Annotated in this window: 9 protein-coding genes; 7 read left to right on the top strand and 2 right to left on the bottom strand. The window is 68.6% G+C overall.

Annotated elements, in window-relative coordinates; all coding sequences use genetic code 11:
* Positions 1-22: 22 nt before the first annotated feature.
* Together ACQCX5_RS12205 and ACQCX5_RS12200 are read left to right on the top strand one after the other, a co-directional pair.
* Positions 23-1975, top strand: a complete 1953-nt coding sequence (locus ACQCX5_RS12205; protein WP_434542304.1) for an FAD/NAD(P)-binding protein — start codon at positions 23-25, stop codon at positions 1973-1975.
* Positions 1972-2655 carry an SDR family oxidoreductase gene (locus tag ACQCX5_RS12200; protein ID WP_434542303.1) on the top strand — a complete coding sequence of 228 codons (684 nt, stop codon included), beginning with the start codon at positions 1972-1974 and terminating at the stop codon, positions 2653-2655. Before ACQCX5_RS12205 ends, ACQCX5_RS12200 begins: the two co-directional genes overlap by 4 nt.
* A gap of 10 nt (positions 2656-2665) precedes the next feature.
* Here ACQCX5_RS12200 and ACQCX5_RS12195 read toward each other — a convergent pair whose 3' ends face one another.
* The gene (locus ACQCX5_RS12195) at positions 2666-3814 is read right to left on the bottom strand and encodes an LOG family protein (protein ID WP_434542302.1); all 1149 of its coding nucleotides are present in this window, start codon (positions 3812-3814) and stop codon (positions 2666-2668) included.
* 9 nt (positions 3815-3823) lie between these two features.
* On the bottom strand, positions 3824-4336 hold the full coding sequence (locus ACQCX5_RS12190; RefSeq protein WP_434542417.1) for a rhomboid family intramembrane serine protease: 513 nt from the start codon (positions 4334-4336) through the stop codon (positions 3824-3826).
* Between the two features lie 230 nt (positions 4337-4566).
* Between ACQCX5_RS12190 and dxr the strand changes: the two genes are divergently transcribed.
* The 5 genes from dxr to ACQCX5_RS12165 all read left to right on the top strand — a co-directional run bounded on the left by dxr (position 4567) and on the right by ACQCX5_RS12165 (position 12545).
* A complete protein-coding gene (gene dxr, locus ACQCX5_RS12185) occupies positions 4567-5790 on the top strand; it encodes a 1-deoxy-D-xylulose-5-phosphate reductoisomerase (RefSeq protein WP_434542301.1) in 1224 nt (407 codons plus the stop codon).
* Positions 5787-7076 (top strand): M50 family metallopeptidase, encoded by a 1290-nt coding sequence (locus ACQCX5_RS12180; protein ID WP_434542300.1) that lies wholly within the window; start codon positions 5787-5789, stop codon positions 7074-7076. Before dxr ends, ACQCX5_RS12180 begins: the two co-directional genes overlap by 4 nt.
* A 155-nt stretch (positions 7077-7231) precedes the next feature.
* Entirely contained in the window at positions 7232-10474 is a 3243-nt protein-coding gene (locus ACQCX5_RS12175; RefSeq protein ID WP_434542299.1) for an ExeM/NucH family extracellular endonuclease, read from the top strand.
* Positions 10475-10567: 93 nt separating this feature from the next.
* Positions 10568-11710 (top strand): flavodoxin-dependent (E)-4-hydroxy-3-methylbut-2-enyl-diphosphate synthase, encoded by a 1143-nt coding sequence (gene ispG / locus ACQCX5_RS12170; protein WP_434542298.1) that lies wholly within the window; start codon positions 10568-10570, stop codon positions 11708-11710.
* Between the two features lies 1 nt (position 11711).
* Positions 11712-12545, top strand: coding sequence for a GNAT family N-acetyltransferase (locus ACQCX5_RS12165; protein ID WP_434542297.1), 834 nt, complete (start codon positions 11712-11714; stop codon positions 12543-12545).
* Positions 12546-12548: the final 3 nt, after the last annotated feature.

Below are 12548 nucleotides of genomic sequence, written 5' to 3'. Positions count from 1 at the left end.
TGCTGTGATCAGGCGGGACACCGTGAGGGACGTCGTCATCGTCGGTGTCGGCCCCCGCGGTGTGATCGTGCTGGAGCGGCTGGCCGCCGTGCTCGGGCAACGGCTGGCCGACGAACCGGGTGCAGTCGAGCCGTTCACGCTGCACCTGGTCGAACCCACCCAGTTCGGCGCCGGCGCGGTCTGGCGCACCGACCAGCCCGACGACCTGTGCATGAACACACTGGCCGACGCGTCGACGTTCTTCACCGACCAGTCCTATTCCGGGGCTGGTCCCGTGGTGGCGGGGCCGACGTTCTATGGCTGGGCCCAGCAGGTGAAGGCGTCCCGCCGCACCGACGACGGCGTCCCGCTCGACCGGTACGCGGACGAGCTCGAGCAGATGCTGCCGTGGTCGCACCCGAGCCGGGCGCTGTTCGGTGAGTATGCGAGCTGGGCGTTCCGCAAGGCCGTGGCCACGCTGGTCGCGACCGGCCTGGTGAGCGTGGTCGAGCACCCCACCCGGGCCGTCTCGGTGCGCCGGCGGGGCTCATCCTCGGGGTATCGCGTCGGGTTGGCGAACGGCGCCGAGCTCGATGCGGGGGCCGTGGTGCTGGCGCTGGGCTGGGTGCCGGTCGTGCCGGGGGCCGCGGACGCGGCACTGGTCGAGCAGGTGGAATCCTCGGGCCATGCCGACGACCTCGTCTGGGTGGCCCCGGACTCGCCGATCGACCAGGACCTGTCCCTGGTCGAACCCGGCCACCATGTGCTGGTGCGTGGCATGGGCATGGGCTTCTTCGACTCGATGAGCCTGCTGACGATCGGTCGTGGCGGCCGGTTCGAGGCCCTGGATGACTTCTCGACGGGGTCGGGGCTGGTGTACCGCCCGAGTGGTCGCGAGCCGGTGCTGCACGTCGGCAGCGACCGCGGCGTCCCGTTCCTGTCGAAGACCAGGTACCAGTCGATGCCGCCGCGGGCGCGACTGGACACCCTGGCCAAGGTGCTGGCCACCGCGCCCCGGCCGCTTCCGGTCGACACGTTGTGGCCAGCGCTGCTGCGCGACGCCATCACCGAGCATGCCCGCGTGCTGGTGCGCACGAGGCCGCAGGCTGTCACTGACCCCGATGGGCTGGTGCCGGCGCTTGAGGCGCTGCCCGTCGATGCGCCGCTGTCGCAGGTGCGCGAGGTTGTCGCCACGCATGTGGCGCCAGAAGACCGGTTCGAGCCCAACGACTGGGAGTTCCCGGCGCAGGGGCACTCGTTCGACAGCCCTGAGCAGTTCGACGAGTTCGTCGCCGGGCTGCTGGCCCGCGACCTGGGTGAGGCCGACCTGGGCCACGACTCGGCGCTCAAGGCCGGGCTGTGGGCCATCTCGACGGCCCGCCTGTTCGTGGGCTTGGCCAGCACCTTCGACAATGTTGATGCCGAGGGTGACAAGGAGCTTCGCCGGCTCATGCGCTGGGGCGGCATGCTCGGTTCGGGCCCGCCGGCGTTCCGCAACGAGCAGTTGCTGGCGCTGTACGAGGTCGGGCTGGTGCACTTCGTCGGCCCGTCGTCGACCGTCGCGGTCGAGGACGACCGGTTCGCGATGTGGTCGCCGGTGGTGCCCGGGTCGAAAGTTGCCTCGACGGTGCTCATTGACGCGTGGATGCGGTTCCCCAACCCCGCGACCAGCGCCGATCCGCTCGTGACCGGTCTGGTCGCTGACGGGCTGGTGCGCCCGCTGACGCGCCCCGACCGCCACGGCCGTCCCGTCAACAGCGGTGCGGTCGACATCGTGCCGGCCTCCGGCGAGACGATCGGTGCCGACGGTGCCGTGGTGCCGGGGCTGTTCGTCGTCGGCATCCCGGTCGACGGTGCGCGTCGTGACGCCATCCAGGCGCCGCTGCCCGGCATTGACTCGACCACGCTGCGTGAGGCCGGGGGAGTGGCCGACCGGTTGGTCGACCTGCTGGCCAGCAGTGATGACGAGGCCGACGAGCAGCGGCGGGCATCATGAGCGCGCCCATTGCGGTGGTGACGGGAGCCGGTGGGGGCATGGGTGCGGCCATCGCGGCCGAGCTCGCCCGCACCCACCAGGTGCATGCGTTGGCGCGTCGTCCGGAATCGGTCGCGGCGCTGCCCACCGGGGTGGTGCGCCACCTCGGTGACCTGCGCTCCGGTGAGTTCCTGGACGAGGTGGCCGCAGCGGTGGGTGAGGTCGACGTGGTGGTGCATGCCGCGGCCATCGGCGACCACGTCAGCGTCGAGCACGCCACCGGGGCGGCGTGGCTGGCACAGCTCGGCACCAACGTGGTCGCCCCCGCCGAGTTGACCCGCCGGCTGCTGCCGGGCCTGCGCCGCCGTCGGGGCACGGTCGTGTTCATCGGCTCGGGGGCCAGCACGCGTCCGGTGCCCGGCAGTGCTCTGTACACCGCCAGCAAGCACGCGCTGCGCGGGTTGGCCGACGTGCTGCGCATCGACGAGGCGGCGCACCGGGTGCGGGTCGTCACCATCGCCCCGGGGCAGACCGACACGCCGATGCTGCGCCAGGGCATGGACGAGGCCGACTATGCGCCCGAGCGCTACATCCGGCCCGAGTCAGTGGCGCTCACCGTGCGCTTCGTCGTGGATGCCCCCGCCGATGTGCACCTGACCGACATCGCCGTGCGGCCTCGGGTCGAGATCGCGCGGCTGTAGCTGGCAGGGATCACCCCAGCAGCACGTCCAGTGCCTCGTCCACGCCGTCGACCAGGTGCACGTGCTCGCCCATCGGACGACCCCTGCCCAGTGCCTGCAGCAGGGGGAAGGCCGGCAGCGTCGTGGTCCAGTGCTCGCGCCCGACCAGCACCATCGGCATCGGTTCGGCGCCGGCCGGCAGGTAGTAGTTGCCGGTCGCGAACTGGAACACCTCCTGCACCGTGCCCGCCGCCCCCGGCAGGTAGACCACCCCGCCGCGGCAGCGCTGCAGCAGGATGTCTTCACGGATGGCGTTCGAAAAGTACTTCGCGATGTGGCTGGCGAACACGTTCGGCGGCTCGTGGCCATAGAACCAGGTGGGGATGCCCAGGGAGCGGCCCCCATGCGGCCAGCGTTCCAGCACCTCGAAGGCGCTGCGTGCCCAGCGGGTGATGCCTGCGCCGTTGTGTTCGGGGTCGTGGAAGGTCGGCACCTGGGCCAGCAGGTCGATCGCCTCGGTCAGGGTCTGCTCGTCCACGGATGACCCGATCGGGGTGAGCCTGGCGCCGAGGTTCGCGGCCTCCATCGCCCCCGGGCCGCCGCCGGTGAGCACGACCCGGTCGTTGCCGGCGAGCAGGGCACCGGCGCGGGCGGCGTCCCGGTAGGTCTGGCCACCGCGCTGCGCGGCGTGACCACCCATGATGCCGACGCTGGCACCGGGGTCGGCGTCGGCGAAGAGGTCGTCGAGTGATTCGCTGATGCCGTGGTCGTGCAGGGCCTGGGCGAGCCCACCGGGCAGGGACTGCGCGGCGGGGGACTGGAACCAGGCATAGACCTGCGCGTCCGGGGTGTGCGGGTAGCCGTCCTCGAGACCTCGGTACAGGTCGGCCGCGGTGTGCAGGCCGTTCTGGTATGCGTTGAACGGCAGGTCGGGCAGTTGCGGAAAGACGAGGGCGCCCCGGGCCAGCAGGCTGTCAGCGTCGGGTTCGGTGAGGGCACAGCCGAGGAACAGCACGCCCCTGACGGGCACCTTGCGCAGCGTCTCGGAACGGCTGGTGAGGTCGAGCGACTGGATGGAGACCCCTGCCATCGCTCCCGGGCGCAGGCAGCGCTGCGGGGTCTGGGCGGGCGTGGCGGCCCAGGTGTCGAAGTCGTCGAGTGAGTCGATCTCGAGGTGCACGCTCTGAGCCTAGGACCTGGCGGCCCTGGAACCCGTGTGCAGCAGCAAAGCCGCCAACACGCCGCCGACCAGCCCGCCGAGGTGGCCCTGCCACGACACGCCGCTGCCCGTGGGCAGGATGCCGAAGATGATGCCGCCGTAGATGGCCGCGACCAGCACGCTGATGACGATCTGGCTCGTCCTGCGGGTGAGGAAGCCGCGCACGACCAGGTAGCCGAACCAGCCGAAGATGACCCCGGATGCCCCGACCGTCAGCGAGTTCGGCGGCGCGAACAGCCACACCGCGAGCCCACTGCCGAGCACAGCGTTGAGGGTGGCGACGAGCCATTCCTTCCAGCTGGAGCTGAGGATGAAGAAGCCGAGCACCAGGAACGGCACCGTGTTGCTGATCAGGTGGTCCCAGCCGAAGTGCAGCCAGGGCGCGGTGAAGATCGACCACAGGTTGTCGGGGTCGCGGGGGCGGATGCCGAGCAGGTCGAGCGCACCACGCAGCAGGGTGTCGATGACCTCGAGCACCCACATGATGGCGACGAGGACGGCGTTGACGATGACCGCCTGGATGGTCTGGGGCCGGTCACGCAGCGCCACGCGGCCGGAGGTGCCGGATCCGGTGGTGCGTCGCGTGGGAAGGGTCATGCTGCCAGCGTATTTGCCTCGTCCAAAGTTGCCCCTGAACGTCACGGTTGCCCTGGTGCCGGCACAACGGCAACTGTGGTTTTCAGGGGCAATTGGGGGCGTGACACACTGGACCGGTGACCAACCAGCGTTCAGTGATCCTGCTCGGCTCGACCGGCAGCATCGGCACCCAGGCCGTCGATGTCATCAGCACCCGCCGCGACCAGTTCCGTGTCGTGGGGCTCTCGGCAGGCGGGTCCGACATCAAGACCCTCGCCGCCCAGGTGCTCGAACTGCAGCCCGAGGTGGTGGCGCTCGCCCGCCCGACGGTGGTGCAGGACCTGCAACTGGCGCTCTATGCCCAGGCCGCCGAGCAGGGCTGGAACAAGGGCGACGTCAAGCTGCCCAAGATCATCGCCGGGCCCGACGCGTCGACCGAGCTCGCAGCCATGCCGGCAGACGTCGTCCTCAACGGCATCACCGGCTCGGCAGGCCTGCTGCCCACCCTCGCCACCCTCAAGGCCGGAACCACCCTCGCACTCGCCAACAAGGAATCGCTGGTCATTGGCGGCCGGCTCGTCACCCGCGCCGCGGCACCAGACCAGATCGTCGCGGTCGACTCCGAGCATTCGGCGTTCGCCCAGGCGCTGCGCGCGGGACGAAAGGACGAAGTGCGCAAGCTGGTGCTGACTGCCTCGGGTGGTCCGTTCCGGGGTCGCTCCCGCGCCGAGCTCACCGACGTCACCCCCGACCAGGCCATGGCCCACCCGACGTGGGCGATGGGGCGGGTGATCACCATCAACTCCTCGACGCTGGTCAACAAGGGCCTCGAACTGCTCGAGGCCGGGCTGCTCTATGACGTGGCGCTCGACGCCGTGCAGGTGGTGGTGCACCCGCAGTCGATCGTCCACTCGATGGTCGAATTCTTCGACGGCTCGACCATCGCCCAGGTCTCACCGCCCGACATGCGCCTGCCCATCGGACTGGGGCTGACCTGGCCTGACCGGCTCGAGAACGCCGCCCAGCCCATGGACTGGACCAAAGCCGGCCAGTGGACCTTCGAACCCCTCGACAACGACGCCTTCCCGGCCGTCGAACTCGCCCGCCACTGCGGCCAGCTCGGCGGCAGCGCCCCGGCCGTCTTCAACGCCGCCAACGAGGAATGCGTCGACGCGTTCTGTGACGGCCGGCTGAGCTTCCTGGGCATCGTCGACACCGTCGCCGCCGTGGTCGATGACCATGTCAACGGCGTCGGCGACGGCCACCTCAGCGACGACCAGCTGAGCGTCGACGGCGTGCTGGCCGCCGACGCCTGGGCCCGTGCCCGAGCTGCCGAACGCATCAAGGGGGCTGCCGCGTGAGCGATGTGCTGGTGATCATCGGCGCGGCCATCCTGTTCTTCGCGCTGATCATGGCCTCGATCGCCCTGCACGAGGTCGGCCACCTCGTGCCCGCGAAGATCTTCGGGGTCAAGGTCACCAAGTACTTCGTCGGCTTCGGCAAGACACTGTGGGCAACGCGGCGCGGCGAGACCGAGTACGGGTTCAAGGCCATCCCGCTCGGCGGCTATGTACGGCTGGTCGGCATGTACCCGCCCCAGGGTGCCCGCACCGGCAAGGAGGGGCCGGTGACCCGGCTCGCCGATGCTGCCCGCGAAGTCGAGTACGAAGAGATCACCCCCGCCGATGACGGCCGGCTGTTCCACCAGAAGAAGACCTGGCAGAAGCTGATCATCATGTTCGGCGGACCGGCCATGAACATCCTGCTGGCGTTCCTCATCATCGGTTCGGTCAATGCGCTGCACGGCCAGTACCGGCCCCAGTTGACCATCGCCGCGGTCAGCGAGTGCATCGTCCCCGCAGCCCGCGCCGAGCAGACCTGCCAGCCGGGCGACCCGCAGACGCCCGCCGCGAAGATGGGCCTGAAGGCCGGCGACACCATCGTCAGTTTCAACGGCACCCCGATCAGCAACTGGACGAACTTCAGCGACCTCATTCGTGACAACCGCGACCAGCCCGCGACCGTGGTGGTGCTGCGCGAGGGTGCGCAGGTGACGCTGCCCACGGTCAACACCGTCATCACGGGGGTGCCTGACCGGCTCAACCCGTCGCGGACGATCGAGGCCGGGTTCATGGGGGTGAGCCCCGACTACGCCAGGGAGCGCACCGGGCCGGTCGGCACCACCCAGGACATCTGGCTGATGACCAAGCAGTCGGTCGTCGGTCTGGCGAACTTTCCCGTCAAGGTCTGGAACGTCGCCGCTGACATGGTCACCGGCAAACCCCGCGACGTGAACGGCCCGATGTCGATCGTCGGCGCGAGCCGCACGGCGGGCGAGATCGTGGCAGAGGACTCGATCCCGGCGAACGACCGCGCCGCGAGCTGGTTCATGATGCTCGGCTCGGTCAACCTGTTCGTGGCGCTGCTCAACCTGGTGCCGCTGATGCCACTCGACGGCGGGCACATGGCCGGCGCGATCTGGGAGGGCATCCGGCGCTGGTTCGCGAAGCTGCGTGGCAGGCCCGACCCGGGGCATGTCGACACCGCGAAAATGCTACCTGTGGCCTATGCCGTCGGGGCGTTCCTGGTCAGCTCTGGTGCGGTGCTGATCATTGCCGATGTGGTCAGCCCCATCAAGCTGTTCTGAGTCGTTGTGACAACGTACGTCGAATGTCTGGCGAAGTTGTGGTGAACTCCGCCTGACAAGCAGCGCCATGTCGTAGGGGTGGCCTATCGTCGGCGGGGACGGGCCCCGCACCGCCTGGCTGGTCCGTCTTCCACCGACACCCCAGAAGGACGACCATGACCGTCAGCCTCACCCGCGCGAGAGGAGTGGTCGCGACCGCCGTCGCGGGCGCCCTGGTCGCCGCGGGACTCGTGGCCACCGCCACCACTGCTTCTGCTGCTGCCGACCACCTGCTCATCAACGAGGTGTACGCCCGCGGCGGCTCGACCAACCAGCCGTACACACACAAGTTCATCGAGCTGTACAACCCGACCAGTGCACCGATCAGCCTGAACGGCCTGAGCGTGCAGTACCGCTCGGCCACCGGAACCGGTGCGGCCAACGCCGTGGCCGTGCTCAACAACGTCGACCTGGCACCCGGTGCCTACTACGTCCTGCAGGCCAACTCGAACGGGTCCAACGGCGTGGCCCTGCCGAACGTCAACCAGACCAGCGCGCTGACCCCCAGCGGCACGACTGGCACGATCTTCCTCGTCAACGGCACCACCGCGATCACCCCGACTGCAGGCGATGTCAACATCATCGACAGGGTGGGCTACGGCACCTCGAACCTGCCCGAGGGCACTGCCGTGACCTACACCGGCGCCAACTCGGACCCCGGCTCGATCGGCCGCACCAGCGACAACGACACGAACGACAACGCTGCCGACTTCGCGTTCTCGAGCACGCCCACCCCGGGTGCCGCGAACTCCGGCGGCAGCACCACGGCGCCGCCCACGACGACCCCACCCACCACGCCGCCGCCCACGACCACGCCGCCAGCTGAGGTCACCCCGATCGCCCAGATCCAGGGCACCGGTGCGGCCACCACGCTGACCAGCCGGGTCACCACCAAGGGTGTCGTCACTGCCACCTACCCGACCGGCAACTTCAACGGTTTCTACCTGCAGACCCCGGGTTCGGGCGGCGTCGCCAAGAATCCCGGTGACGCCTCGGACGGCATCTTCGTCTACACCGGCTCGGCCCCGTCCGTGACCATCGGCCAGTGCCTGACCGTCGAGGGCGCCCCGGCTGAGTTCAACGGGCTCACCCAGCTGTCGGGCACCCCGGTGATCACCGAGGCCACCGACTGCGCACCCGTCGTGCCGACCGAACTGGCGACCCTGCCCGAGACCGACGCTGCCAAAGAGGTCTACGAGGGCATGCTGGTGAGCCCCAAGGGCACCTACACCATCACCAACAACTACCAGCTGAACCAGTTCGGCCAGCTGGGGCTCGCCTTCGGTGACAAGCCGCTGGTGCAGGCCACCGACGCCGTGCCCTACCAGCAGGCTGCCGCCTACGAGGCCGAGAACCTCAAGAAGCTGATCACCCTCGACGACGGCTCGTCGTGGAACTACATGACCAACACGACGGCGAAGAACACCCCGCTGCCGTACCTGTCGCAGGACACCCCGATGCGGACCAACTCCCAGGTGTCGTTCACCAAGCCGGTGATCCTGGACTACCGCTTCCAGTGGAACTTCCAGCCCACCACCCAGGTCGTCGGTCACGAGGTCGACTTCCTAACCAGCGAGAACGACCGGCCCACGACGGCACCGGCCGTCGGCGGCGATGTGAAGCTGGCGGCGTTCAACGTGCTCAACTACTTCGTCGACCTGGGCCAGGACGAGGCAAACTGCAAGGCCTACACCGACCGCAACGGCACCCCCGTGGCCGCCAACGGCTGCCAGGTGCGCGGCGCCTACACCCCCGAGGCATTCGCTGACCAGCAGGCCAAGATCGTCGCCGCCATCAATGGCATGGGCGCTGATGTCGTCGGCCTGATGGAAATCGAGAACTCGGCCAACTTCGGTCACGACCGCGACCACGCCCTGGCCGCGCTCGTCGCCGCGCTGAACGCCGCCGACGCCTCGCAGGGCTGGGAGTTCGTGCCCACCAATGCGGGCCAGGTGCCGCCGAACGAGGACAACATCCGGCTGGCCTTCATCTACCGCAAGGGCAAGGTCACCCCGGTGGGTGGTTCCCTGATCCTGAGCGACCCGGCGTTCGCGAATGCCCGCCAGCCGCTGGCGCAGAAGTTCCGTGCCAACGGGTCGACCACTGAGTTCATCGCCATTGCCAACCACTTCAAGTCGAAGGGTTCGGGCGAGGACGACGGCACTGGCCAGGGCCTGTCGAACCCGTCGCGCAAGGCACAGGCCACCGCGCTGGCCACGTGGTCGAACACGACCTTCGCCGGCGAGGCCGTGTTCCTGCTGGGTGACTTCAACGCCTACACCCAGGAAGAGCCGATGCTGCTGTTGGGCGAGGCAGGCTTCCAGAACCTGGCCGCCGCCGACGAGTACAGCTACCAGTTCAGCGGCCGCCTCGGTTCGCTCGACCATGTGCTCGCCAACAGCGCCGCCAAGGCCCTGGTGGCCGGTGCGGCGATCTGGGAGATCAACGGCGATGAGTCGATCGCCATGCAGTACTCGCGCCGCAACTACAACGTCGTCGACTTCCACCAGCCGACGCCGTATGCCTCGTCCGACCACGACCCGGCCATCGTCGGCATCAACACCACCCCCGAGGCCCCGCCGGCCACCTACCCGGCATCGGGCGTCTTCGGCGACCACGACGGTGACGGCATCGCCGACATCTACGTGATCACCGCCGGCGGCCAGCTGGAACTGTGGAAGGGTTCAGCCACCCAGGCCACCCTGCTCGGCACGCGCGGCACCGCGCTGGCCAATGTCGTCTCGATAAACCAGATCGGGGACTGGAACGGCGACAAGCGTTCTGACGCGCTGGTCGTGCGGCCCGGTGATGCCAGCCTGTGGATCTATACCTCGGACGCCTCGGGCGCGCTGAACCCGTGGAAGCAGGTGGGCCGCAACTGGCAGGGCATCGACGTCATCACCTATGCCGGTTCGCTCGACGGTTCGGCCAACAAGTACGTGGTGGCCCGCAACAAGGACAACCACCGGCTGTACCGCTACACCCTCACCGCCAACGGCCTGACCGGCGCCACCGTCATCGGCCAGAACTGGGACTCGATGAAGTTCCTGTTCTCTGTCGGCGACTTCAACGGTGACGGACTGGCCGACCTCATGGGCATCCGCGCGTCGGACTCGACCTTGTGGCTCTACCTCGGCCAGCCCAACGCGTCCATCGGCTACGCCCGCCAGGTCGGTCAGAACTGGCATGGCTTCAAGGCCGCATTCTCACCCGGCGACCTCAACAAGGACGGCCGCTTCGACCTGGTCGGTGTCGACGCCCAGGGCCGCATGTGGGGCTACACCAACAACGGCCGCGGCGGGTGGAGCTTCTACCGCCAGCTGGCGACCGGTTTCGAGACGGACCGCCTGTTCGCCTGATTCCGGTGGAGTCCTGACCCGCAACTGACCACGTGGGCCCCGTCACGAGTGTGACGGGGCCCACGCTGTTTCGCGGGGGGTACGCTATGGCGCATGAGCATTGACCTTGGCATGCCTGCACGTCCTGCACCTGTGTTGGCCCCTCGACGCACGACCCGACAGATCAAGGTTGGCAAGGTCCTGGTGGGCGGTGACGCGCCGATCTCGGTGCAGTCGATGACCACCACCAAGACGACCGACATCAATGCCACGCTGCAGCAGATCGCCGAGCTCACCGCCTCGGGGTGCGACATCGTCCGCGTCGCCGTGCCCAGCCAGGACGACGCCGAGGCACTGCCCATCATCGCCAAGAAGTCGCAGATCCCGGTGATCGCCGACATCCACTTCCAGCCGCGCTACGTGTTCGCCGCCATCGAGGCCGGCTGTGCGGCCGTCAGGGTTAACCCGGGCAACATCAAGCAGTTCGACGACAAGATCGCCGACATCGCCAAGGCGGCGACCGACGCCGGCGTCTCGATCCGCATCGGCGTGAACGCCGGGTCGCTCGACAAGCGCCTGCTCGACAAGTACGGCGCCCCGACCCCGGCCGCGCTCGTCGAGTCGGCGCTGTGGGAGGCCAGCCTGTTCGAAGAGGTCGGGTTCCAGGATTTCAAGATCTCGGTCAAGCACCACGACCCGGTGGTGATGGTGCAGGCCTATGAAGAGCTGGCCAGCAAATGTGACTACCCGCTGCACCTGGGTGTCACCGAAGCCGGTCCCGCCTTCCAGGGCACCATCAAGAGCTCTGTGGCGTTCGGCGCGCTGCTGGCCAAGGGCATCGGCGACACCATCCGCGTCTCGCTGTCGGCACCGCCCGTCGAAGAGGTCAAGGTCGGCATCAAGATCCTCGAATCGCTGAACCTGCGCCCGCGGCACCTCGAGATTGTCTCGTGCCCCAGCTGTGGACGAGCCCAAGTCGATGTCTACACCCTCGCCGAACAGGTGACCAAGGGCCTCGAGGGCATGACCGTGCCGCTGCGGGTGGCCGTCATGGGCTGTGTCGTGAACGGCCCCGGCGAGGCCCGTGAGGCCGACCTGGGTGTCGCCAGTGGCAACGGCAAGGGCCAGATCTTCGTCAAGGGCGAGGTCATCAAGACGGTGCCCGAATCCGAGATCGTCGACACCCTGATCGCCGAGGCCAACCGCCTGGCCGCCGAGATGCCCGAAGTGGGCAGTCCAGACGTCAGGGTCGGCTGAGGTGCGCACCCGGGTTCGGGTGCTTGGGGGCAGCGACATGGAACAGGCCATGGGCCTGCTCACGGCCAACCCCATCGAGAACCTGTTCGTGCTGGCCCGGGTGTCGGCCCATGGGCTCGACAGGTTGCGGCTTGGCTGCGACGTGTACGGCTACGAGGTCGACGGCGAGTTGGTGGCGTTGTGCCACGCCGGGTCGAACATCGTGCCGGTCGGGGTCAACGCCGAGATCGCCGAACAGTTCGCGCACCGGCTCGGGGGCATCCGTGCCTCGTCGTCGATCATGGGCAGGGCTGACGAAGTGCGGCTGATGTGGGAGGCACTGATCAGGCAGGGGGGCAGTTGGCGCCGATCACGCGAGATTCGGGCACACCAGCCCCTGATGCTGATCGACGGTGCGCCGCTGATCGCCGGCGACCCCCGCGTCGAGGTGGTCACGATGCGCCACGTCGACGCCTACTACGAGGCCGCGGTGGCCATGTACACCGAAGAGGTGGGCACTTCTCCGGTCGAGCCGAGCGGCTCGTACCGGCGCTATGTGGTCGACCTGATCAGGCGGCAGCGGGCCTTCGGCATCATCGAGGACGACCGGGTGCTGTTCAAGGCCGACGTCGGGGCGGCGTTCGGCCCCTACTGCCAGATCCAGGGGGTGTGGCTCGCCGAAGAGCTGCGCGGCCAGGGCGTCTCGAAACCGGCGATGGCGGCGGTGGTCGACCTCGTCCGACCCACGTTCCCGTGGCAGTCGCTGTACGTGAATGACTTCAACACCAGGGCGCGCAGGCTCTATGAAGCAGTCGGTTTCCGCACCATCGGGGAATACGCGACGGTGCTGTACTAGTCG

The organism is Aestuariimicrobium sp. G57, assembly GCF_050110855.1.
Classification (GTDB): domain Bacteria; phylum Actinomycetota; class Actinomycetes; order Propionibacteriales; family Propionibacteriaceae; genus Aestuariimicrobium.
The sequence above is the reverse complement of the archived record's forward strand: the minus strand, read 5'-3'. Positions and strand labels throughout refer to the sequence as shown.

Excerpts from the sequence above, each read along its gene's own strand:
- ACQCX5_RS12200 (WP_434542303.1), top strand. The coding sequence starts at position 1,972 with ATGAGCGCGCCCATTGCGGTGGTGACGGGAGCCGGTGGGGGCATGGGT.
- ACQCX5_RS12175 (WP_434542299.1), top strand. The coding sequence starts at position 7,232 with ATGACCGTCAGCCTCACCCGCGCGAGAGGAGTGGTCGCGACCGCCGTC.
- ispG (WP_434542298.1), top strand. The coding sequence starts at position 10,568 with ATGAGCATTGACCTTGGCATGCCTGCACGTCCTGCACCTGTGTTGGCC.
- ACQCX5_RS12190 (WP_434542417.1), bottom strand. The coding sequence starts at position 4,336 with ATGTGGGTGCTCGAGGTCATCGACACCCTGCTGCGTGGTGCGCTCGAC.